Origin of the sequence: Streptacidiphilus jeojiense, assembly GCF_000719095.1 — a bacterium.
GTDB classification, from domain to species: domain Bacteria; phylum Actinomycetota; class Actinomycetes; order Streptomycetales; family Streptomycetaceae; genus Streptacidiphilus; species Streptacidiphilus jeojiensis.
Map to the genome: position 1 here is coordinate 170,334 of NZ_JOEH01000016.1, position 21,941 is coordinate 192,274.

Here is a 21,941-nt window from a genome sequence, read left to right on the forward strand (position 1 = left end):
ACTTCGCGAGTAGCGGGGACAGGATTTGAACCTGCGACCTCTGGGTTATGAGCCCAGCGGACCGTGCCCGGGAAGGCCCGCATCCAGGTCCGCAGCACCGGGTCGACGGTGTCCCACTGGTACAGCGCCACCGCCCCGGTCGAGACGTCGACGGTGGCCTTGACCGAGTCGCGGATGTAGTCGACCGCGCCACCGCCCATCGCGGTGCCGGTCCGCGCGGCGAAGGGATAGCTGTCGCTGGTGGTGTAGCCGTCCACCACCCACTCGGTCCGGCCGCCCACGGTGACCTGGTACGGGCTGGCGCCGGTACGGAGCCACGGTGCGACGGCCTGCACCCGCTGCCGTGCGTCGTCGGCGGCCACCCGCACCGCCGCCTCCGAGGAGGACCCGGTGGAGGACCCGTCGGACGACCCGGAGGACGCCCCGGAGGCCGACGGCGACGCCTGCAGCGCCCCGGCCCTGGGCGCGGCCGCCGCGACGTAGCCGCTCATGCCGTACGCAGCCGCGGTGGCGGCGCTGTTCCGGGCCACGTACGGCGCCTCCTTGGCCTGCTCGTCCGGCTTGACCTGGAACTGCTGCACCAGGGCCGGGCAGATCGAGCCGATCAGCACCGAGGAGAAGGCCATCAGGGCCAGCGCGGCCAGCGGCAGCGCCCAGGTCCGGCGCAGCGGGGTCGCCAGGAACAGCACCGCGCAGATGACCGCGATACCGCACATCACCGCCTTGGCCGGCAGCACCGCGTTGGCCTCGGTGTAGCCGATGCCGTTCCAGCCGCCGGCCGCCCGGTCCGCCCCGGCCTTCACCGCCAGCGAGTAGCGGTCCAGCCAGTACGCCACCGCCTTCAGGCCCACCAGCAGGCCGAGCAGCACCCCCAGATGGCCCTGCGCGGGGTAGGACAGCAGCCGGCCCGGGCCCTGCATCCGGATCCCGCCGTACAGGTAGTGCACCAGCGCCGCAGTGAACGCCGAGACCGCCAGCGCGACCAGGCCGAAGTCGACCAGGAAGCGGTACCAGGGCAGCCGGAAGACGTAGAAGGAGAGGTCCCGGTGGAACTGCGGGTCGGCGCTGCCGAAGGAGGTGCTGTTGGCGGCCGCCAGCCAGGTCTTCCAGGCGGCGGCGGCCACCGTCCCCGCCGCCAGCCCGGGCAGCATGGCCACGGCGACCAGCGCCCGGGCCCGGTGCCGGGCCACCGAGGTGCGGTAGCGCTCCAGGTGCCGCTGCTCGAAGGACATGGCGCTCAGCGGCGGCCGCAGCCGGTACGCCAGCCAGGCGTTCAGCGCCGTGGCCAGGGCCATCAGCAGGCCGAAGGTCACGAAGAGCATGCCCTGGGTCCGCAGCCGGACCGTGTAGACGCTGGAGAAGCCGACCGACCGGTACCAGACCCGCCCGGTCCACAGGTCGAAGGCGATCAGCGAGAGCAGGAACAGCAGCAGCAGCACGAACACGGTTCCCAGCAGCACCCGGGCAGCAGCACGCACGCCGGTACGTCCACGGAGGACGCCCGGCGGCCTGCAGCCGCCGTGGTCGGGCATCTGGAAGACCAACGCACGCACCTCACGACAGTTCACGACAACGGGTCCTACCGGGCGCGGCGGGAGCAGCACCCCAGAAGGCAACTGAAGGGACCCCGCTTCTGGTTCCCGGCCGCGGCCACCGGCGGCGGTCCGTGATGAGGTCGTAGCCTCCGGCGTGTGAGGATGGATGCCATGTCGGAAACCCTCGAGGAGAGCCTTCCTCCCGCCGCCCGCCCGATCACCCGCGCCGTCCTGGAGATCGACGAGTACGCCTCCGGTCTCGGCTGGGACCAGCCCGCGCGGCTGTTCGCCCTGGTGGACACGGCCGCGCTGCTGAAGAACGAGCCGGCGCTGGCCCGCCAGCTCGGACTGGAGCCGGGCACCACGGACCAGTTCACCCCGATCGAGCAGGACGAGGTGCCCAAGGGCACCCCGCTGGACACCTTCCTGGGCACCATCGCCTGGCCCGACGCGGTGGCCGGCTGCGCGCTGGTGGTGGAGCGGCTGATCCTGCCGCCGACCGCCGAGGCCAAGCTGCCGGAGGGCGTCTCGGAGAAGGAGCTGACCGCCTGGGTCGCCAAGCACCCGGAGCGGCAGGAGGTCCGGATGACCGTCGCGGTGCTCCGGGACGGCACCAGGGAGACGGCGCTGCGGCTGCGCCAGAAGGACTCCCCGCGCGAGGTGCTGACCGGCCCCTCGCTGGTCCCCGGACTGGCCGAGGCGCTGCTCACCACCTTCGCCTGACCCCGGGCGCTGCCCGCCCGCGCGGAGCTACTTGCTGCAGGCGGGCAGCGCGGACAGGTCCCCGGAGCGGATGTCGGCCAGGTCCTGCACCGCCTGCGACAGCTTGTCGACCTTGATCAGCCGCAGTCCTGACGGAGTGTCGGCGGCGGCCTCGGAGCAGTTGGACGACGGGGTGAAGAAATACTGGGCGCCCGCGTTGCGCGCCGCGATGATCTTCATCGAGATGCCGCCGATCGGCCCGACCGTGCCGTCGGCGTCGATGGTGCCGGTCCCCGCGATGAACTTCCCGCCGGTCAGGTCGGTGGACTGGAGCTTGTCGACGATGCCCAGCGAGAACATCAGCCCCGCGCTGGGGCCGCCGACGTCACCCAGGTTGATGTCGATGGCGAACGGGAAGGTGTGCTCGGTGCCCGGCTGGATGCCGACCATCGCCTTGCCGGTGTCCGGGTTCTTCGCCGTGGTGATGGTGACCTGCTGCAGGTCGCTGCTGGTCTTCCCGGGCGGGATGACCGTGAAGACCACGTCCTGCCCCGGCTGGTGCTTGGTGACCTGCGTCGCCACCTGGTCCGGGTCGGTCACCTTGGTGCCGTCCACCGCGACGACGACGTCGCCGGCGTGCAGCTTGCCCACCGAGGGGCTGCCCTCGACCACCGCGGACACCACCACCTCGGTGCCGACCGGGATGCCCAGCTGGGTGAGGGCCGCCGCCTTGGCGCTGTCCTGGGAGGCCGAGAACTCCTCGGCGTTCTGCGCCTCGGCCTGCTTCTCGGTCTGGTTGTCCGGGTACAGGTTGCTGTGCGGGATCACCGCCTGGTCGTGCCGCAGCCAGCCGGTGACCGCCTCCACCAGGTTCAGCGTGTAGTCCGCGCTGGTCACCTCGACCGTGGTCATGTTGAGGTTCCCGGAGGTCGGGTAGGTCTTGCGGCCGCTGATGGTGATCACCTGCTTGCCGTTCTGGGTGCCCAGCGTGTTGTACGTCGGGCCCGGACTCATCTCCGAGTAGGGCACCTTGATCAGCACGGCGGCACAGAACAGCGCTATCAGCAGCAGCGTGGAGGCGAGCATCGTCGCGGAGCGGCGTGGCATGGCACGACACTACGGGACGTGATCCCCGGCCCGCCCGGCGGACTGCTGCTCCCGGGTACGGCCCGGACCCGGAACCGGGCACCGCGCCTAGGACTTGGGCGGGTTGGTGCCCCGTTCCATGGCCTCGCGGAAGCGCTGATGCCCCGCCAGCGAGTCGTGGTCACCGGTCGTCCTGGTCCTCCCGGACCAGATCACCCAGAGGGTGGCGAGGACCCCGGCCACCACGGGGATGACCAACCATGCGAGAGCGCCCATGTCGTACTCCCAGCTCATCGTCTGTCAGAGCAGACTATCCGCTCATCGTGACAACGATCGCGGGGCCGTTCGGGTCACGTCCCAGCAGCCGCCCGGGCCGGCGGCGGCGCGACCGGTCCGGCAGGGGGACCGTTCGGGTGACGACGCGTCACCGGTCGGCGGCCCGCAGGCCGGACGGCGGGCGACGTCAGCAGGAGGCGACCCACTCCTCGGTGCCGTCGGCGAAGTGCTGGTGCTTCCAGATCGGGACGGTGTGCTTGAGGTCGTCGATCAGCCGGCGGCAGGCCTCGAACGCCTCGCCGCGGTGCGCGCAGGACACGGCGACGATCACCGCGGCATCCGTCACCTGCAGCCTGCCGACCCGGTGCACCGCGGCCAGGGCGACCACCGGGAAGTCGGCGACGACCTTCTCGGCGACCCGGCGCAGCTCCTGTTCGGCGCTGGGATGGGCGCTGTACTCCAGCGCCGTGACCGGCCTGCCGCCGTCGTGGTCGCGCACCGTTCCGACGAACAGCGCCGTACCCCCGGCGTAGGCGTCCCCCACGGCGGCGTGCACCTCGTCCAGGGAGAGCGGGGTCTCGCGCAGCGCGAGCAGGCGGATCGGGTCGGCGGCAGCGGCTTCCTTCATACCGTCCATCATGACCGATCGCGGCAACACCCCCCGCATCGATTCCGCATCGCGGATATTACATTCCACGTAAGAATTGGTTCTGGGATCTAGATCCGCCGCCGCTTGCGCGCCCTGCGCACCAGGGCCGCCGTGCCGACCAGCGCCACCGTGGCACCCGCGGCGCCCAGCGTGGTGGCCGCGTCCTTGCCGCCGAGCCTGCGCCCGGCCACCGCGTGGTTGCCGGAGACCTGCTCCAGCAGCTCCCCCAGCACCTCCTCGTTGGTGTGCAGCGGACGCCACCCCGCTTCGTGCAGCCTGCTGCCGGACACCACCCAGGGGTACATGGTGTAAGCCAGGTCCCCGGCCGGGGCCGGGGTCAGCCCGAGCCGGTGCAGCCGGGCCGCGGTGCCCAGGGCCAGCGAGGCCGGGAGCTCCATCCGGCGGATGCCGGTGATCTCCTCGACCTCCTCCTGCTCCAGCCAGCCGTCGCAGCCGACCGTGACCTCGCCCTCGACCAGGCCGAGCGCCGCGTACTCCAGCGCCGCCGTCAGATCGTCCACGTGGCAGAACTGCCAGCACGGCCGGGAGCCCGCGACCACCAGCAGCCGGGGGGCCTCGAAGTGGCGGGTGAGCACGGTGTCCACGCCGGGGCCCACCACGACCGCGGGGCGCAGCACGGTCACCGACAGGCCGGGGTGCGCGTGCGGCGCGCGCCGGCCGAGCCGCTCGATCTCCAGCAGGTCCCCGACCAGGGAGGCCTCCTCGGTGGCGCGCAGCGGAGCGTCCTCGTCCAGCGGGACCTCGTTGTCGTCCAGCGCCCCGTAGACCATGGCGGAGGTGCACAGGACCACCCGGTGCACCCCGGCCGCGGCCGCGGCGGTGAGCACCGTCTGCGTCCCGCGCACGTTGTAGGCGCTGCGGGTCTTGGGGTCGGTGTCCATGCCCAGGTCCTGGGCCAGGTGCACCACCACGTCGACGCCGGTCAGCCGCTCGGCCACGGCTGGGTCCCGGACGTCCAGGACCCGCCACTGCACTCCGGGCACGTCGCCGCGGCGCTCGTCGATCGCCAGCACCCGCTTCACCGCCGTGGAGGCCGCGAGCCTGGCGGCCAGCCTGCTGCCGATGCCGGAGGCCGCGCCGGTGACGGCGACCACGAGCGGCGGCCCGTCGTACTCGGGCGCCGCGACCTCCGCGTCCGCCGGGCCGTACTGCTCGACGGTCGGCCCATCGGCGGTCAGCCCAGAGCGAACGTGCGAAGGTGGGGAACTCACCGGCTCTCCTTCACGGTTAATTTTGATGCGTACGTGTGATGCGTACGTGCGTGTCACGTATCGACCATCCTGCCCGAGGCAAGGGTGCGGCGGTGCACCCGGCACGGTGGTGCCCGGCAGTGACCGGAAACCACCCGCCCCGTTGCAGCCGCCGCGGGCCCGGGCGCACCCTCCCCGCCGCTCGGACGCGACGGCCGACGAGATCGAGGCAGCTCGTGAACGACTTCCCCTTCGGCTTCGGCCCCACAGGCAGCAACGAGCCTGATGAGGGACCCGAGGACGGCAAGGAGAGCGGCAAGGGCTCCGGCTCGGGCGGCTCAGGATCAGGCTCGGGGTCGGACTCCGGATCGGGGTCGGGCTCCGGATCGGTACCGGGTTCGGGTTCCGGCGGATCGGGCCCGGGCGGCCCGGCCAACCCGTTCGGGTTCTTCGGCGGTCTGCCCGGGATGCCCGGCGGCGGATCGGGCAATCCGCTCGAAGGCCTCTTCGGCGCGATGAACCCCGGTGACCTGGGGGCGGCCTTCCAGCAGCTGGGCCAGATGCTCTCGTTCGACGGCGGCCCGGTGAACTGGGACCTCGCCAAGGACCTGGCCCGGCAGGCGGTGGTGCAGGGCGCCGAGGACGGCTCGAAGGACCGTTCGGTGGGTGAGGCCGAGCGGACCGCGGTCGCCGAGGCGATGCGACTCGCCGACCTCTGGCTGGACTCCGCCACCTCGCTCGCGGTGGGCGCCAACAGCGCGGTCGCCTGGAGCCGGGCGGAGTGGATCGAGGCCACCCTGCCGGCCTGGAAGGAACTGGTCGACCCGGTGGCCGAGCGGGTCGCCAACGCCATGGGCGGGGTGGTGCCCGAGGAGATGCAGGCCATGGCCGGCCCGCTGCTCGGGGTGATGCGCAGCATGGGCGGCGCGATGTTCGGCTCGCAGATCGGCCAGGCGCTGGGCGCGCTGGCCGCCGAGGTGGTCGGCTCCAGCGATGTCGGCCTGCCGCTCGGCCCGGCCGGCAAGGCCGCGCTGCTGCCGCAGAACATCGAGGCCTTCGGCGAGGGGCTGGAGGTGCCGGCCGACGAGATCCGGCTGTACCTGGCCCTGCGCGAGGCCGCCCACCAGCGGCTCTTCGCCCATGTGCCGTGGCTGCGGCAGCACCTCTTCGGCGCCGTCGAGGCCTATGCCCGCGGGATCAAGGTCGACGCGAGCCGGCTGGAGGACCTGGTCGGCCAGATCGACCCGAGCAACCCGGAGTCCATGCAGGAGGCGATGGCCGGCGGTCTGTTCCAGCCCGAGGACACCCCCGAGCAGAAGGCCGCGCTGGCCCGCCTGGAGACCGCGCTGGCCCTGGTCGAGGGCTGGGTGGACGCGGTGGTGCACGCCGCAGCGGCCCCGCACCTGCCGCACGCCGCCGCGCTGCGGGAGACCCTGCGCCGCCGCCGGGCCACCGGCGGGCCGGCCGAGCAGACCTTCGCCACCCTGGTCGGGCTGGAGCTGCGGCCGCGCAGGCTGCGGGACGCCGCCCGGCTGTGGGCCTCGCTCGCCGACGCCCGGGGCACCGACGGCCGGGACGCCCTGTGGGAGCACCCCGACATGCTGCCGACGACCAAGGACCTGGACGACCCGGACGGCTTCGTGCACCGCGACGACCAGTCCGCCGCCGAGGACGGCATCGACTTCAGCAAGCTGGACGAGATGCTGGGCAAGGCCGCTGCCGCCGACGACAGGAACGCCGGCAAGGACGACGGCGGCAAGGACGAGCACGGCGACGACGCCGGCAAGGACGACCAGGGCGACGGGGGCAGGGCGTGAGCGGTCAGCTGCATGCCGACACGGTCCGCACCCTGCGGGAGTGGGCCGCCCCCGACGACGAGGAGGAACTGCTCCGGCGCGACTACCTCGACCACCTGGAGGCCCGGCCGGAAGGGGTCTGGCGGTCCTGCCGCCCGGCGCACATCACCGCGAGTGCGCTGGTGGTGGACGTCGAGCGCGGGCGCGTGCTGCTGACGCTGCATCCGAAGGTGGGGCTCTGGCTCCAGCTCGGCGGCCACTGCGAGCCCGAGGACGACACGCTGGCCGGGGCGGCCCTGCGGGAAGCCGTCGAGGAGTCGGGGATCGCATCGGGTCTGACGCCGTATCCGGTCGGCGCCCCCGCCCCGGTGAAGCTGGACCGCCATGCGGTCCGCTGCGCCGGCAAGGACCAGCCCGAGAACACCCATCTCGACGTCCAGTACCTGGTCCTGGCGCCGCCGGACGCGGTGGAGCGGATCAGCGAGGAGTCACTGGAGCTGCGCTGGTTCGGCTACGACGAACTGCCCGAGCTGACCGACAGGTCGGTGCGGGTCCTGGTGGCACGGGCCCGCAAGCTGCTGGGCTGAGCCGGCCGGGGCACTGAACCGCCCCGGCCCGGAGTCTCAGCCGCAGTCGCCGAGGCCCTGCGGCTCGGACTCCTGCCGGGGTCCGGGCACGTGCGGCAGGCGGGCCGCCGCCACCACGCCCTCCAGGTATCCGCGGGCCCGCTCGGTGCGCGGATACCCGGCGAGCAGCGCCCAGAACCGGGGGCCGTGGTCGGCCACCAGCAGATGCGCCAGCTCGTGCAGCAGCACGTACTCGACGACGTACTCGGGCATCCCCTGCAGCCGGTGCGACAGCCTGATGGTGCCCTCCACCGGGGTGCAGGAGCCCCAGCGGGTGTTCTGGTTGGTGACCCAGCGAACGCTCACCGGGACGGCCCGGCCGTCCAGGTAACGGGACGACAGGTCGGCCGCCCGGGTCACCAGGGCGTCGTCGCCGAGGACCTGGCGACTCTCCTGAGCTGCGAGTTTGTCCAGCATCTGGGCGACCCAGCGCTTCTCCTCGGCCGCCGACATCCGGGCCGGGATCAGCACCACGGTCCGGTCGCCCTCGCGATAGGCGGACACGGTGCGGCTGCGGCGTGCGCTCCGGCGCACCTCTACGTCCTGCGCCGCGGCGCTCTCCCCCGAGGCTTCCGGAGCGCGCCGACGCGGCACAGGAGGACGGGAATCCGGTCCGGCTGCCACCCGCCAGACGTTACCCGGTGGCAGTGACAGAAGTCCTCCCTCCTGGCCGAATTGAGACCCCAGGGTCGGCGGTCTCACACCCTTAAATCCGGACAGATCTCGCCAGATCCGACAGACGGGTCCACAGTTCCTCCGATCATCATCCCGAGGCTGTGGATAACTTTCCGCACCATCGAGCCGCCCCGGGCATGCTCGGGGCACGGAAGAACCGCTGCGAACCACGGAGGAGTGCCATGCGCCCCTGCCTCAAACCCGCTCTGCGCCGGGCCTGGCGCGACCGCAGCACGCTGCAGTTCGGCGTCGGCCGGGCGCACACCTCCCTGGTCACCGCGGCCGATCCGGGCGAGGCCGCCTTCCTGGACCTGCTCGACGGCACCAGGGAACTGCCGGCCCTTGCCGACGAGGCGGCCAGGCTGGGGATCCCGCCGGAACGGGTCGACAGCCTGCTGTCCGAGCTGGGCGCCTCCAGCGTGCTGGACGACACCTCGGCCCATCGCGACCTGCTGGAACTCCCCCCGCCGGAACTGGCCCGGCTGCAGCCCGACCTCGCCGCGCTCTCGCTGGCGCACCCGGCCCCCGGCAGCGCCCCGGCACTGCTGCTGGCCCGGCGCAGGGCCAGGGTCCAGGTCCGCGGGGCCGGCCGGATCGGCGCGGCCGTCGCCGCGGTCCTGGCCGCGGCCGGGGTCGGCCAGGTGGAGGTGGTGGACGGGGGTCGGGTCAGGGAGCAGGACACCTCGCCCTGCGGACTGCTGGTCGGCGACACCGGCCGCTACCGGGCCGCGGCCGCCCGGGCGGCGGTGCGCCGGGCCGCCCCCGGGCGCCCGGACGACCGCAGCGGCGGCGCGGACGACGACCGCGCTCCCGACCTGGTCGTGGTGGCGCCGCGTGGGGACTCCGCCGGGCTGCTCGCCGACCCGGAGGTCGGCCGGGAACTGCTCACCTCCGGCATCCCGCACCTCTACGCCGGGGTGCTGGAGACCCTGGGCACGGTGGGCCCGTTCGTCCTGCCCGGCAGCACCGGCTGCGGCCGCTGCCTCTCCCTGCACCGGGCCGACGAGGACCCGGCCTGGCCCCGGCTGCTGGCGCAGCACTGCTCGGGGCGGAACGGCGGACCCGGCAGCGGGGGCAGCGGCGGCAGCGCCCCCTGCGACACCGCTCTCGCCACGACGGTGGCCGGGCTGGCCGCCCTGCACTGCCTGATGTTCCTCGACGGCGGCTCACCCCCTAGCCTGGGCGGGTGGGCCGAGGTCTCCATGGTGGACGGCTCGATGCGGCGCCGACCGCTCGACCCGCACCCGGACTGCGGCTGCCGCTGGGCCGACCGAAGCACTGGGGGACAATGATGGCAACCCTCGCCCGTCGACTGGGAGGCATGCGTGAGCGATCTTCCGCGTAAAGCCGTGACCCGTACGGCCAAGCTCGCCGCCCTCCCGCTGGGGATGGCGGGTCGGGCCACGCTGGGCCTCGGCAAGCGCATCGGCGGTCGCCCGGCCGACGTCGTCGCCGCCGAGATGCAGCAGCGCACCGCCGACCAGTTGTTCCGCGTCCTCGGCGAGCTCAAGGGCGGGGCGATGAAATTCGGCCAGGCCCTGTCGGTCTTCGAGGCCGCGCTCCCCGAGGAGGTGGCCGGACCCTACCGGGCCGCACTCACCAAGCTGCAGGAGGCCGCGCCGCCGATGCCGGCCGGCTCCGTCCACACCGTGCTCGCCGAGCGGCTCGGCTCGGACTGGCGCGATCTCTTCCTGGAGTTCGACGACAAGCCGGCCGCCGCCGCCTCGATCGGCCAGGTGCACCATGCGATCTGGCACGACGGCCGCGAGGTCGCGGTGAAGGTGCAGTACCCCGGGGCCGGCGACGCGCTGCTCTCGGATCTGACCCAGCTCGGCCGGGTGGCCCGGCTGATCGGGCCGCTGATCCCCGGGCTCGATGTGAAGCCGCTGATCAGCGAGCTGCGCAACCGGGTCACCGAGGAGTTGGACTACGGCCTGGAGGCGCAGTCCCAGCGGATCCACGCCGAGGAGTTCGCCGACGACTGGGACATCCGGGTCCCCGGTGTGGTGGCCCAGGGCGACCAGGTCCTGGTCACCGAGTGGATGGACGGCGTCCCGCTGTCCGAGGTGATCAGCAACGGCACCCGGGAGCAGCGCGACCGGGCCGGGCAGCTGCTGGCCCGCTTCCTGTTCGCAGGACCGGCCCGTACCGGACTGCTGCACGCCGATCCGCACCCGGGCAACTTCCGGCTGCTGGTCGACGACGGCCCGGCCGAGGACTGGCGGCTGGGCGTGCTGGACTTCGGCACCGTGGACCGGCTGCCCGAGGGACTGCCGCTGCCGATAGGCACCGCCCTGCGGATGGCGCTCGCCGGGGACGCCGCCGGGGTGCTGGAGATGCTGCGGCAGGAGGGCTTCGTCAAGGCGTCGATCGACCTCGACCCGGCGGCCGTGCTCGACTACGTGCTGCCGATCATCGAGCCGGCGGCGGTCGACGACTTCCACTTCACCCGCAGTTGGATGCGCTCGCAGGCGGCCCGGGTCGGCGACCCGCGCTCGCCCGCCTACGCCCTGGGCCGCCAGCTGAACCTGCCGCCGGCCTACCTGCTGATCCACCGGGTGACCCTGAGCACCATCGGCGTGCTCTGCCAATTGGACGCGACCGCACGGCTGCGCGGCGAGCTGCTGGAGTGGCTGCCGGGCTTCGCCGAGGCCGAGGACTGGGCCGAGGCCGACGCCTGAGGGCTCGCCGACAGCCCGCAGGCCCGGAACCGCGGTGGGTTCCGGGCCTGCTCGGTAGTGATGTGGTGTGTGTCGTGCGTACTGCTCTCGTGGGTACTGCTGTTACTGCATGACCACGGCGGCGAGCGCCTTGCGCGCCTTCAGGGTCATCCGCTCGGCGCGCTGTCTGAGCTGGACGGCGCGCACGAGCCGTTCGTGCTCGGCCTCCTGGAGGCGTTGCTGAGTATGGAGACGAGCCAGGGCTTCGGGCATGAGTTGCATGTGGAGGGTCCTCAGGGGAGTGGTGGCCGGGTCGGTACCCGGGCGGGTGTCGGTGGCGGTGCTGCTGGGCTGGGACATCAGGGCCTGCTTGTCGGACGTCGGATCGATGGACGGATGGAAGGCTGCGGGTGCGGCCTGGTCGGACTTGGCGGTTGCCTCCCGCACGGATCTCCGCAGAGCGTTCGCGGGGGTGTGCCGGGCGGTCACGCGACGACCTCGTTCTTGCGCGGACGGCCACGGGGCCGCTTCCGGGCGACCACGACGCCCTGGACGAAGAGCTCGCCGCCCCAGACGCCCCAGGGCTCGCGGCGCTCGAGCGCGCCCTGCAGGCAGGCCGCCTTGACCGGACAGGTCCCGCAGAGGGACTTGGCGTACTCGACGTCGGCGGGGGTCTCGGCGAAGAAGACCTCGGGGTCGAGCGAGTGGCACGGGATGGGGGCGCCGAGGGTGTCGGCGTCGTCGAACGCGGTGAGCTGCATAGGTGGTACCTCCGGGGGGTGAGCCTGCTCGGTGGGCGAAGCGGTGGGCGCGTACGGGGCGGTCGGGCTGGTCACCGGTGACACGTTGTCCTCTTTCTCAGTTGCTCAAAAAACAGAAGGGCCGCGGTTCCCGAGTGGGAATCCGCGGCCCTGGAAGGCGACCTGACACATGATCAGGGTCGATCTCTCCAGGGTTCAGGCCCGCGGAAGGCCTTGCTTGCGTGGTACTGCTGGTGGTTTCCGGCACCCGCTGCATAGACGCGACCGTTATTGGCCTCGACTGCTGCTACGGATGCCGACATCGGTCGCTCATCGCGCATCGTCATCCACGTCGCCAGTCCGCCTTCGACACCGGTGGTGTCGGAGCCGGCGCCAAAGCCACCAAAACCGCCCAGAATCGGGGCAGGGATGGACAGCAGGGCGGCGGGCACGCCAAGGCAGGCGGCGGTCATGGGCCGACCAGTCAGTTTGATCAGGGTTGTCTTCACAATGTCCGCCTCCTCTCGGCGTGCTCGGATCCGGGCGGGCCAGGATCCTCGATGGTCAGTTGTCTTGGTGGTGCGATGGTGCGGTGTTACTGGTGGTGCCAGTGGTGCTGGTGACGGCTTCGTTCTCAACCGTCTCCGGCACGCTAGTGTGCTCCGCGCTGCGGGCGCAAACTATTTTTCCGGCGAGTTCTCTCCGGTGTCTTTCTCGTCCCAGAGGTCCGGAATGTCGTCCGATTCGTCTGGTTCTTCCGGCTGCCCCTCAACGGGCGCGGAGGCGTCCGGAGACTCCCCGCGACACAACGACAGCACGGCGGCCCCGTACTTGTCCAGCTTCGCCCGGCCCACTCCTGCGATTCCGGCCAGTTCGGCGACCGATCCGGGGGCGTCCTCGGCGATGGCGACCAGCGTCGCGTCGGTGAAGACGCAGTAGGCCGGGAGGCTCTGCAGCCTGGCCTGCTCGCCGCGCCAGTCGCGGAGCCGCTCGTACAGTCCCTCGTCCAGCTCGGACGGGCAGCCCTCGCAGCGGCGCAGCTTGCGCTCCACCGCCTCGGTGAGCACCCGGCCGCAGACCCGGCACTTCAACGGGGCCCTGTTCCGGCGGACCGCGGCCGGACCGCGCCCGCTGCCGCCTTCGGTGATCGACCCGCGGCCGCCGCCGACCCCGCGCGCGGCCCGCGCCGGAGTGCCGGGGCGCAGCCCGTCCAGGAAGCGTGACGGCTGGCGGCTGGCCCGGCCGCCGGGCGAGCGGGCCAGGGCCCAGGACAGGCCGAGGTGTGCCCGGGCCCGGGTCACCCCGACGTAGAGCAGCCGGCGCTCCTCCTCGATCTGCTCGTCGGTCCTGGCGTAGGTGATCGGCAGCATGCCCTCGGTGAGTCCGACCAGGAACACCGCGTCCCACTCCAGGCCCTTGGCCGAGTGCAGCGAGGCGAGGGTGACCCCCTCGACGGCCGGGGCGTGCTGGGCCGCGGCCCGGGCGTCGAGCTCGGTGACGTAGGCCGACAGGTCGGCGGGCAGCCCGGCCGCCGACTGGGCGGCCTCGAACTCCTCGCCGAGCCGGACCAGCGCGGCCAGGGACTCCCAGCGCTCGCGCACCGCGCCCGACCCGCTCGGCGGCTGGGCGGTGAAGCCCCGGGTGGAGAGCACCGCACGGACCTGCTCGGCCAGGCTCTCCGGGGCGCCGTCGAGCAGCGGATCGGTGCTGCCCCGGGCCGCGCCGCGGAGCAGCATCCCCGCCTCGCGCACCTCCGGGCGCTCGAAGAAGCGCTCCGCCCCGCGCAGCTGGTAGGCGATGCCGAGGTCGGCGAGGGCCTGCTCGTAGACCGCGGACTGCCCGTTGATCCGGAACAGCACCGCGATCTCGCTGGCCCGCACCCCGGCGGCGAGCAGGGCCTGGACCTTCCTGGCGGTGCCCTCCGCCTCGGCCGGCTCGTCCTGGTACTCGCTGTAGACCGGGTCCGGGCCGGCCTCGCGCTGCGAGACCAGCTCCAGCCGGCCCGCCGCGGCCCGCCCTCTGGCCTGGGCGAGCAGTCCGTTGGCGAGGTGCACCACCTGCGGGGTGGACCGGTAGTCGCGGACCAGCTTCACCACCGTGGCGTCGGGGTGCTTCTCCCGGAAGCCGAGCAGGTAGGACGGGGTGGCGCCGGTGAAGGAGTAGATGGTCTGACTGGCGTCGCCGACCACGCAGAGGCTGGACCGCGGGCCGAGCCAGAGGTCCAGCAACCGCTGCTGCAGCGGCGAGACGTCCTGGTACTCGTCCACCACGAAGTGCTGGTACTGGGCCCTGACCTGCTCGGCGACCTCGGCCCGGTCCTCCAGCACGCCGACCGCGAGCAGCAGCACGTCCTCGAAGTCGATGACGCCGCGGTCCCGCTTCAACTCCTCGTAGACCTTGTAGACCTGGCGGATCTCGGCCGGATCCCGCGGCGCCTCGCGGCCGGCCAGGCGGGCCGCGGCCGGATAGTCCTCGGGGACGGTCTGGGTGACCTTGGCCCACTCGATCTCGCCGGTCAGGTCCCGCAGTTCGGTGCGCTCCAGCCGGAGCCGGCAGCGCGCCGCGGCCTCGGCGACCAGCTGGACCTTGCGTTCCACCAGCCGCGGCAGCTCCCCGCCGACCACCCGCGGCCAGAAGTACTGCAGCTGGCGCAGCGCGGCCGAGTGGAAGGTCCTGGCCTGGACCCCCTCGGCGCCCAGCTGGCGCAGCCGCCCGCGCATCTCCCCGGCCGCCCGCGCGGTGAAGGTGACCGCGAGCACCCGCTGCGGCTGCATCACCCCGCTGCGGACGCCGTAGGCGATCCGGTGGGTGATCGCCCGGGTCTTCCCCGTCCCTGCGCCGGCGAGGACGCACACGGGACCGCTGAGGGCGGTGGCGACGGCACGCTGCTCCGGGTCGAGCCCGGCCAGCACGGCGTCGGCGTCCTGCGGGGGGAAGGGCTGGGCGCCCGGGAGCTGAACCTGCATGCGCCCATCCTCTCAAGTCCTGCCGACGGCCCCGCCCTGTTGTCCACAGGCCCGGTGTGTAGATAGGAAGTGGAATGTTCCACCCGCCGCAGGCGTTGCACCGACGTCTGTCGACCGAATGACGAAGGAGCGACCTCGATGCCCGCCACGATCACCATGTACAGCACCACCTGGTGCGGTTACTGCCGTCGGCTGAAGACCCAGCTCGACCGCGAGGGCATCGGCTACACCGAGGTCAACATCGAGCACGACCCGGACTCGGCCGCCTTCGTCGAGAAGGTCAACGACGGCAACCAGACCGTGCCGACCGTACTCTTTCCGGACGGCTCCGCGCTGACCAACCCCTCGCTGGCCCAGGTCAAGGCCAAGCTCGCGGCCTGAGGCCGCACCCGGAGACACACACCAGCCCCGCCGCGCGGCCGTGCCGCGGCGGGGCTGTTCGCTGCCCGGTGACCGGTCGGCTACTCCCCGGTCCGTCGTCCGAGCGAGTACACCAGGCGGTTGCGGTCGGCGCAGTAGCGGGTCTCGGTCACCCGGATCGGGCCCGACTCGGTGAAGCCGGTGCGCAGCTGCACCAGCAGCGGGACCCCGGGGCCCGCCTGGAACCACTGCGCCTCCTCCGGATTGGGCATCCGTGCGGCCAGTTCGTCCACGCAGCCGATCTCCACATGGCCCGCCGACCCCAGCGCGACCTCGTCCCCGCCCTCGACCGGGTCCGGGTCCATCAGCGCGGTACTGGCGGCGAGGGCGACCGGGTAGTGGCTCTCCTCGATGGACCAGGGTTCGCCGTCCATGTGCCGCAGCACCCGCCGGAGCACCACCGCCTCACCGGCCTTGATCCGCAGCCGATCGGTGATGTCAGTGGTCGCTCGTACGATCAGCATCTGGAAGTCGGCCGTCAGTTTCCGCCCGGCCCGCTCCGCCTCCTGCGCATACGACTGGGAGGGTGGAGTGAGCGGAGTTTCGAACGCCGGATCGACCGGAGCCCGATATGCGTGGTGATCCAGGACCGGATGGTCCTTGAGATAGGTGCCTTTTCCCTGGACCCGGACCAGAAGACCTTCATTGACCAGCACATCAACTGCTAGTCGGACAGTATTACGAGCTACCCCGTATTGATTTTCCAGCTCGCTTTCCACCGGCAGCGGCTCCCCGCCCTGCCACTCTCCGGTCATGATCCGGCGACGCAGATCCGCAGCCAGTCGCTGGTATTTGGGGGCCTGTCCCGGGCCACGAGAAATGTTCACTCAGCGAATGTAGCCATTCGGCTTGCGCGACATCCGAGAAACCAGCCAACATAAGTCAAGATTGGCGTAATACCACTCCATCCAACCACTTGCGTGCTATCCCTATCCATGCCCCGAATGCAGCAATCCGGGGCAGTCCCCAGCCATCAGCCACCTCGCACGGCCGGAGCAGCCACGATGACCAACCGGAGAGCCTGGGCCGCGATCGCCTCCTTCCCTCCCCACCTGCAGAACGTCCGCCACGCCCGGCGGATCACCCGTACCGCGCTGGCGGCCTGGGACGCGCACGACCTGGTCGACAGCGCGGAGACGGTGGTCTCCGAACTGGTCACCAACGCCCTGCAGTACGGCCGCGGTCCGGTCGACCTGACGCTGGCGCTGACCGGCCGGCACCTGCGGATCGCCGTCACCGACGAGGGCACGTCGCTGCCGGTGCCCAGGGACGCGGCCGAGGACGCCCAGAGCGGACGCGGACTGGCCATCGTCGGGATGCTGGTCGAGAGCTGGGAGGTGGTGGTCCGGCTCACCGGGAAGACGGTGACCTGCGTCCTCGCCGTGCAGCCGACCGAACCCGATGCGGAGCCGGGCACCGGCGGGGCGGTCCCGGAGTTCGCTCCCGAACCCGCCGTCGTGGGCGGAACGCGGCGACGCCGTGTCCGCCCTTCGGGTGAACACGGCGCCTGAAGCACATCAGGGGCGCGCACCCCTGACTCTCACTCCCCCACTAACTGACTACCAGCCACTACCCGACTACCAGCGGGCGGACTCCGGCAACGGGCCGCCGTACCAGAGCTCCACCAGCCGACGGGCGATCGAGATCCCGGAGGGCGGCAGCACCGTGCCGTCCTCCATCCCCGTCCTGAGCTCCTCGCGGCTGAACCAGCGGGCCTCGGAGAGCTCCTCGCCGTCGACGGTGATCTCGGTGCCGCCGTCGCTGTCGTCGGCGCGCCCCATGAAGCCCAGCATCAGGCTGGACGGGAACGGCCAGGGCTGGCTGGCCACGTAGTTCACCGAGTCGGGGTCCACCCGGACCCCGGCCTCCTCGGCGACCTCGCGGGCCACCGCCTGCTCCAGAGACTCGCCCGGCTCCACGAAGCCGGCCAAGGTCGAGTAGCGCCCCTCCGGCCACAGCGCCTGACGGCCCAGCAGGGCCCGGTCCTGCCCGTCGGTGATCATCATGATCACCGCCGGGTCGGTGCGCGGGTAGTGCTCGTGCGCGCAGGAGGTGCAGCGCCGCACGTGCCCGGCCAGCGCCGGGACGGTGGGGTGCCCGCAGCGTGAGCAGAAGCGGTGCGAGCGGTGCCAGTTCTCCAGCGCCACGGCGTGCACCAGCAGTCCCGCGTCCCGGTCCGCCAGCAGCGCGCCGACCTCGCGCAGGCCCGCGGTACGGGCGTCGCCGTCCAGCCGCCCGGGCAGCGTGCCGCCGGTCAGCGCGACCGCGAAGTAGGCCGTGCCGTCCCCGTCGACGCCCAGGAAGTAGCGCTCGCCGCCCTCCGGCGCCTCGAAGCTGGGCAGCAGCACCAGTTCGGTGCCCTGCTCGGTGTCCATCACGAACGCCTGGCCCTCGGCGACCGCCAGCACCTTGGTGTCCGGGTGGCTCCAGGCCGCCGCCAGCCACGGTTCGTCCTGGCGGTGCTCGGCGGCACGGTCGACCCCGGCCCTGGACAGCGCCAGCGGCGGGTACGCGTCCGGCCGTCCCTGCTGCTCGGTCCCCGCCTTCTCCTGCACGGTCACGTGGTACCCATCTCCCCGATCATCACTGCTCACCATGGTGTTCCAACCACTGCGACTTATTCCGCCGGCGGTACAAGTCAGGAAGTCCCGGCCGGATTCCAGTGCTCCGCGAGATCGCCCCAGAGGTAGGCCGAGGTCTCCACGCCCTTGGCGAGGAGGTCGAGCTCGACCTTCTCGTTGACCGAGTGCCAGCCGTCCGAAGGGACCGAGATCCCCAGGAACAGCACCGGGGCGCCGAGCACGTCCTGCAAATCGGCCGCAGGTCCGGATCCACCCTCACGGGTGAACCTGATCTTCTGTTCGAATGCACGCCCCATGGAGCGGACCACTGACTGCAGCGCCGGGTGGGCCAGCGGCGTCAGGCAGGGGCGGGTGGTCCCGGTGAAGGTGATGCTGTGCCGGATACCGGCCGGCAGCCGGTCGGCCACCCAGTCCGCCACGGCCTGCCGCACCCGCTCCACGTCCTGCCCGGCGACCAGCCGGAAGGACAGCTTGAGGTGCGCCTCGGCCGGGACGATGGTCTTGCCACCCGGTCCGGTGTAGCCGCCGTAGACCCCGTTGACCTCGGCGGTCGGCCTGGCCCAGATCCGCTCCAGCGTGCTGAACCCCTTCTCCCCCAGGGTGGCCCGGGACTTCGCCACCCCCAGCCACTCCGACTCGTCGAACGGCAGCTCGGCGAAGAGCCCGCGCTCCTCCGCGGTCAGTTCGACCACGCCGTCGTAGAAGCCCGGGACGGCCACCCGCCGGTCCTCGTCGTGCAGCCCGGCGACCAGGCGTGCGGCCTCGGTGGCCGGGTTGGGCACGGCGCCGCCGAAGGAGCCCGAGTGGATGTCCTGAGCCGGGCCGAACAGGTCGATCTGCAGCTCCACCATGCCGCGCATACCGGTGCAGACGGTCGGGGTGGTCTCGGCCCACATCCCGGTGTCGGAGATCATCACCACGTCCGCCGCCAGCCGGTCGGCACGGTCCCGGATCAGCGCGCCGAAGTTCGGCGAGCCCGACTCCTCCTCGCCCTCGATCAGCAGCTTGAGGTTGACCGCGGGGGCGGTGCGCCCGGTCGCCGCCAGATGCGCCCGCACCCCCAAGGTGTGGAAGAAGACCTGGCCCTTGTCGTCGGCGGCGCCCCGGGCGAACATCCGCCCGTCCTGCACCACCGGCTCGAACGGGTCGGTCGCCCAGCCGTCCTCGCGGGCAGCCGGCTGCACGTCGTGGTGGCCGTAGACCAGCACGGTCGGCGCGTCGGCGTCGCCCGAGGGCCACTCGGCGAAGACCGCGGGCAGACCGCCGTCCCGGGTCTCCCACACCTCGGCCACCGGGAAGCCGGTCTCGCCGAGCTTCGCGGCGAGCCACTCGGCGGACTGCCGGACCGCGGCGGCCCGGTCCGGGTCGGCGGAGACCGAGGGGATGCGCAGCCAGGCCGCGAGGTCGTCGAGGAAGGCGGTGCGGTGCTCGGCGATGAAGTCGCGGACCGCGCTGTCCGGGAAAGTCGTCATGGGTCGACTCTAGTTCGATCTCCGACCGGGCCCGTCATCGCGCCGGTGGACCGTGGCCACCGTCACGTCCGACGGCCGTACCCCCGGCTGCGGTCCGGGCCCGCTCGGAGCGGTGGGCCCCAGGCGCTAGGTTCTAGGCGTGAGCCCTCTCCGCATCGCGACCTTCAACCTGCTCCACGGGCAGCCGCTGGACGAGGACGGCAGCCCGCTCCCCCTCCCCGAGGACCCCGGCGCACCCCTTGCCGAGGCCGTCGCCGCCCTCGACGCCGATGTCCTGGCCATGCAGGAGGTCGACCGCTACCAGGAGCGCTCCGGGCTGGTCGACCAGGCGGCCGTCGCCGCCAAGGCGCTGGGGGCCGGCGACTGGCGCTTCGCCGCCGCGCTGCACGGCCGGCCCGCCCCCGGCGCAGGCTGGATCCACGAGAACGCCCCCTCGGACCGGCTGGCCTACGGCCCCGAGGATCTCGACACCGGCGCCGACCTGCCCTCGTACGGGACGGCGCTGATCACCCGGCTGCCGGTGCACCACTGGCGGGCCCGGCGCTTCGCCCCGGCACCGTTCGGCCTGCCGCTCCGGGTCGCCGGGCGGCGCGGGCTGATCCCGGTGCCGGACGAGCCGAGGGCCGCGCTGGCCGCCGTCCTGGAGGGCAGCCACGGTCCGTTCACCGTGGTCGCGGCGCACCTGTCGTTCGTCCCGGGCTGGAACATGGGCCAGCTCGCCGGCATCCGCCGCTGGATCTCCGACCTGCCGGCGCCCTACCTGCTGCTGGGCGACTTCAACCTGATCGGCCCGGTGCCCCGCACCGTCCTCGGCGGGGCCGCGATCGTCGACGGCCTGGGCCGCGAGCGCTGGCGCCGGGACGGGGTGCCGCGCCGGGAGCACGGACGGGAGGCCCGCGAGGCCAGGCGGATCCAGCGCCGGCTGCGGGTGCGCCGGGGCGTGCAGCTGCGACCGCGCCCGGCGGCGGCGCTGCCGCAGCGGGCGCTGCTGCAGGGCTGGCGCGACCTGGCCAGGACGCCGACCTATCCGGCGCACCGGCCCTCGGTGCAGTTCGACCACGTGCTCGCGGTCGGGGTGCCGCGCAGCGCCGTGCTCGGCAGCGACGCCCCGGCGCTGGGGCTCTCGGACCACCGCCCGCTGCTGGTACGGGTGGACCTCTGAGCTGCGACTCCTGAGCTGCGACTGCTGACGTCCGGTCAGTGTCCGTAGGTCCGTTGGGAGGTGCGGCCGCGCGGGTGGCCGACGAAGCCGAACCGCCCCGGGTGCTGCGGGCGCGCTGCCTGCGCCGTGCCGTCGACCTGCCGCTCGCCGTCGACCTGCGCCGGGACCGGGCCGATCGCCCGCGGGACCGTCGGCGCGTACTGCAGCAGCAGCATGGCGGCGTCGTCGCCGAGCTGACGGCCGACATGCCGCCGGATGTCCGCGTGCAGCCGCTCCAGCAGTTCGGCCGGGTCGTCGGCGACGGCGACCGCCGGCAGCCGGTCGACCAGGGGGTAGAAGGTGCCCCAGCGGTCGCGGGCCTCGATCACCCCGTCGGTGAACAGCAGGATCCGGTCACCGTCGTGCAGCGGGAGCTCCAGCACCGGCGGGTCGACCTCCCCCGGCTCCAGCACGCCCAGCGGCGGAACCGGGGTGACCGGGTCCAGCGCCCGCACCGGCGCGCCGGTGCGCAGCAGCAGCGGGGCCGGGTGGCCGCAGTTGACGATCTCGACGACCTGGTCGGGACGGACGCTGACCAGCACCAGGGTGACGAACTCCTCCTCGGTGCCCTCGTGGTCGTTCTCGTGCAGGGCGCGGTGCAGGCTGTCGGCGAGCCAGGCGGCGACCCGGTCCAGGGCCGGCTCCTGGTGCGCCGCCTCCCGGAAGGCACCCAGCACGGCGGCGGCCGTCTCGACCGCCCCCAGCCCCTTGCCGCGCACGTCGCCGATCACGGCGCGGACGCCGTAGCGGGTCTGCACCACCTCGTAGAGGTCGCCGCCGATCCTGGCGTGGGCCGCGGCCGCCGCGTAGTGCACCGCGGTGCGCATCGGGCCGACCCGGGGCGGGATGGAGCGCAGCAGCACCCGCTGGGCGACCTCGGAGACCAGCCGGGCGTCGGCGAGCGCCTGCTCCTGACGGTTGCGCAGCAGCACGCTGGTGGAGCCGATGGCGGCGATGAGGATCACCGCGAAGACGCTCGCGGAGTGCACCGACTGGCTCAGGGTGCCGTCCGCCGCGGCCAGTCCGAAGGCCGCGGCGACGGTGACCCCGCCCACCGCGAGCGGGTACCAGGTGCGGCTGCTGACGACGGCGGCGAGGGCCGGGCCTGCGGTGAGCGCGGGCTCGAAAGTGACGTCGGGGTTTCCGCTGGCACGGTCGAGTGCGATCACCAGGGCAATGCCGAGGAAGGGCAGCACCAATATGGCGCGGCTCCAATTGGTCAGACGGCGAAACCTTCCGGCGGCACTCAACGTCATTATCTCCTGCGGGCACGGAGGATCTGATCACTTGTTTACAGTGAGCTGGAGCGGGGCTGGAGTTGACCGGTTCTGACTCCACATTAGG

At 72.6% G+C, this 21,941-nt stretch carries 22 protein-coding genes, 1 tRNA gene and 3 pseudogenes; 9 read left to right on the forward strand and 17 right to left on the reverse strand.

Annotated elements, in window-relative coordinates; genetic code table 11:
• Window positions 1-10 precede the first annotated feature (10 nt).
• Window positions 11-135: transfer RNA gene (locus IF29_RS46180), tRNA-Met, on the reverse strand.
• Window positions 117-368, reverse strand: a pseudogene (locus tag IF29_RS49045) (UPF0182 family protein); the annotation flags it as partial. The gene IF29_RS46180 and the pseudogene IF29_RS49045, both read right to left, overlap by 19 nt.
• Here IF29_RS49045 and IF29_RS47815 point away from each other — a divergent pair.
• Entirely contained in the window at window positions 283-483 is a 201-nt protein-coding gene (locus IF29_RS47815; RefSeq protein ID WP_030257535.1) for a hypothetical protein, read from the forward strand. The pseudogene IF29_RS49045 and the gene IF29_RS47815 overlap by 86 nt on opposite strands.
• Window positions 484-542: 59 nt before the next feature.
• Here the strand turns inward: IF29_RS47815 and IF29_RS49050 are convergent.
• Window positions 543-1,532 (reverse strand): annotated as a pseudogene (locus tag IF29_RS49050) (UPF0182 family protein); the annotation flags it as partial.
• A gap of 174 nt (window positions 1,533-1,706) precedes the next feature.
• On the opposite strand from IF29_RS49050, the gene IF29_RS0121745 reads away from it, so the two are divergent.
• On the forward strand, window positions 1,707-2,258 hold the full coding sequence (locus IF29_RS0121745) for a PPA1309 family protein (RefSeq protein WP_030257539.1): 552 nt from the start codon (window positions 1,707-1,709) through the stop codon (window positions 2,256-2,258).
• Window positions 2,259-2,285: 27 nt separating this feature from the next.
• Here IF29_RS0121745 and IF29_RS0121750 read toward each other — a convergent pair whose 3' ends face one another.
• From IF29_RS0121750 to IF29_RS0121765, 4 genes are all read right to left on the reverse strand, one after another.
• Window positions 2,286-3,344, reverse strand: a complete 1,059-nt coding sequence (locus tag IF29_RS0121750; protein WP_030257542.1) for a YlbL family protein — start codon at window positions 3,342-3,344, stop codon at window positions 2,286-2,288.
• Between the two features lie 87 nt (window positions 3,345-3,431).
• The gene (locus tag IF29_RS46945; RefSeq protein ID WP_198037524.1) at window positions 3,432-3,599 is read right to left on the reverse strand and encodes a hypothetical protein; all 168 of its coding nucleotides are present in this window, start codon (window positions 3,597-3,599) and stop codon (window positions 3,432-3,434) included.
• 187 nt (window positions 3,600-3,786) lie between these two features.
• Window positions 3,787-4,227: a molybdenum cofactor biosynthesis protein MoaE gene (locus IF29_RS0121760; protein WP_232242328.1), complete on the reverse strand. Its 441-nt coding sequence runs from the start codon at window positions 4,225-4,227 to the stop codon at window positions 3,787-3,789.
• An 89-nt stretch (window positions 4,228-4,316) separates the two neighbouring features.
• Window positions 4,317-5,363, reverse strand: coding sequence for an NAD-dependent epimerase/dehydratase family protein (locus IF29_RS0121765; protein WP_232242369.1), 1,047 nt, complete (start codon window positions 5,361-5,363; stop codon window positions 4,317-4,319).
• A gap of 332 nt (window positions 5,364-5,695) precedes the next feature.
• Between IF29_RS0121765 and IF29_RS0121770 the strand changes: the two genes are divergently transcribed.
• Window positions 5,696-7,276, forward strand: a complete 1,581-nt coding sequence (locus IF29_RS0121770) for a zinc-dependent metalloprotease (protein ID WP_030257548.1) — start codon at window positions 5,696-5,698, stop codon at window positions 7,274-7,276.
• Window positions 7,273-7,842, forward strand: a complete 570-nt coding sequence (locus tag IF29_RS0121775) for an NUDIX hydrolase (RefSeq protein ID WP_232242330.1) — start codon at window positions 7,273-7,275, stop codon at window positions 7,840-7,842. Before IF29_RS0121770 ends, IF29_RS0121775 begins: the two co-directional genes overlap by 4 nt.
• A gap of 36 nt (window positions 7,843-7,878) precedes the next feature.
• Here the strand turns inward: IF29_RS0121775 and IF29_RS0121780 are convergent, their stop codons facing one another.
• A complete protein-coding gene (locus tag IF29_RS0121780) occupies window positions 7,879-8,475 on the reverse strand; it encodes a M48 metallopeptidase family protein (RefSeq protein ID WP_051725621.1) in 597 nt (198 codons plus the stop codon).
• A gap of 263 nt (window positions 8,476-8,738) precedes the next feature.
• On the opposite strand from IF29_RS0121780, the gene IF29_RS0121785 reads away from it, so the two are divergent.
• Both IF29_RS0121785 and IF29_RS0121790 read left to right on the forward strand, forming a co-directional pair.
• Window positions 8,739-9,848: a ThiF family adenylyltransferase gene (locus IF29_RS0121785; protein ID WP_037596034.1), complete on the forward strand. Its 1,110-nt coding sequence runs from the start codon at window positions 8,739-8,741 to the stop codon at window positions 9,846-9,848.
• 33 nt (window positions 9,849-9,881) lie between these two features.
• Entirely contained in the window at window positions 9,882-11,237 is a 1,356-nt protein-coding gene (locus IF29_RS0121790; RefSeq protein ID WP_030257555.1) for an ABC1 kinase family protein, read from the forward strand.
• 102 nt (window positions 11,238-11,339) lie between these two features.
• Here IF29_RS0121790 and IF29_RS0121795 read toward each other — a convergent pair whose 3' ends face one another.
• From IF29_RS0121795 to IF29_RS0121805, 4 genes are all read right to left on the reverse strand, one after another.
• Window positions 11,340-11,663 carry a hypothetical protein gene (locus tag IF29_RS0121795; RefSeq protein ID WP_051725622.1) on the reverse strand — a complete coding sequence of 108 codons (324 nt, stop codon included), beginning with the start codon at window positions 11,661-11,663 and terminating at the stop codon, window positions 11,340-11,342.
• 38 nt (window positions 11,664-11,701) lie between these two features.
• A complete protein-coding gene (locus tag IF29_RS0121800) occupies window positions 11,702-11,977 on the reverse strand; it encodes a WhiB family transcriptional regulator (protein WP_030257560.1) in 276 nt (91 codons plus the stop codon).
• A 173-nt stretch (window positions 11,978-12,150) separates the two neighbouring features.
• The gene (locus IF29_RS46185; protein WP_157623862.1) at window positions 12,151-12,465 is read right to left on the reverse strand and encodes a hypothetical protein; all 315 of its coding nucleotides are present in this window, start codon (window positions 12,463-12,465) and stop codon (window positions 12,151-12,153) included.
• Window positions 12,466-12,636: 171 nt separating this feature from the next.
• The gene (locus IF29_RS0121805) at window positions 12,637-14,922 is read right to left on the reverse strand and encodes an ATP-dependent DNA helicase UvrD2 (protein WP_051725624.1); all 2,286 of its coding nucleotides are present in this window, start codon (window positions 14,920-14,922) and stop codon (window positions 12,637-12,639) included.
• 138 nt (window positions 14,923-15,060) lie between these two features.
• Between IF29_RS0121805 and IF29_RS0121810 the strand changes: the two genes are divergently transcribed.
• Window positions 15,061-15,303: a mycoredoxin gene (locus IF29_RS0121810; protein ID WP_030257565.1), complete on the forward strand. Its 243-nt coding sequence runs from the start codon at window positions 15,061-15,063 to the stop codon at window positions 15,301-15,303.
• Between the two features lie 80 nt (window positions 15,304-15,383).
• Here the strand turns inward: IF29_RS0121810 and IF29_RS47825 are convergent, their stop codons facing one another.
• A complete protein-coding gene (locus tag IF29_RS47825) occupies window positions 15,384-15,806 on the reverse strand; it encodes a UTRA domain-containing protein (RefSeq protein WP_030257567.1) in 423 nt (140 codons plus the stop codon).
• A gap of 153 nt (window positions 15,807-15,959) precedes the next feature.
• A pseudogene (locus IF29_RS49055) lies at window positions 15,960-16,169 on the reverse strand (GntR family transcriptional regulator); the annotation flags it as partial.
• 177 nt (window positions 16,170-16,346) lie between these two features.
• Between IF29_RS49055 and IF29_RS0121825 the strand changes: the two are divergent.
• Complete coding sequence (locus IF29_RS0121825) at window positions 16,347-16,853, forward strand: ATP-binding protein (protein WP_051725626.1); 507 nt, start codon at window positions 16,347-16,349, stop codon at window positions 16,851-16,853.
• A gap of 66 nt (window positions 16,854-16,919) precedes the next feature.
• On the opposite strand, the gene nudC is transcribed toward IF29_RS0121825, so the two are convergent.
• Both nudC and IF29_RS0121835 read right to left on the reverse strand, forming a co-directional pair.
• Window positions 16,920-17,843, reverse strand: a complete 924-nt coding sequence (gene nudC / locus IF29_RS0121830) for an NAD(+) diphosphatase (RefSeq protein ID WP_232242371.1) — start codon at window positions 17,841-17,843, stop codon at window positions 16,920-16,922.
• A gap of 137 nt (window positions 17,844-17,980) precedes the next feature.
• The gene (locus IF29_RS0121835) at window positions 17,981-19,396 is read right to left on the reverse strand and encodes a dipeptidase (protein ID WP_030257586.1); all 1,416 of its coding nucleotides are present in this window, start codon (window positions 19,394-19,396) and stop codon (window positions 17,981-17,983) included.
• Window positions 19,397-19,535: 139 nt separating this feature from the next.
• Between IF29_RS0121835 and IF29_RS42260 the strand changes: the two genes are divergently transcribed.
• Window positions 19,536-20,558 carry an endonuclease/exonuclease/phosphatase family protein gene (locus IF29_RS42260; RefSeq protein ID WP_037596040.1) on the forward strand — a complete coding sequence of 341 codons (1,023 nt, stop codon included), beginning with the start codon at window positions 19,536-19,538 and terminating at the stop codon, window positions 20,556-20,558.
• Window positions 20,559-20,593: 35 nt separating this feature from the next.
• On the opposite strand, the gene IF29_RS0121845 is transcribed toward IF29_RS42260, so the two are convergent.
• Window positions 20,594-21,766, reverse strand: coding sequence for a PP2C family protein-serine/threonine phosphatase (locus IF29_RS0121845; protein WP_198037526.1), 1,173 nt, complete (start codon window positions 21,764-21,766; stop codon window positions 20,594-20,596).
• Window positions 21,767-21,941 lie beyond the last annotated feature (175 nt).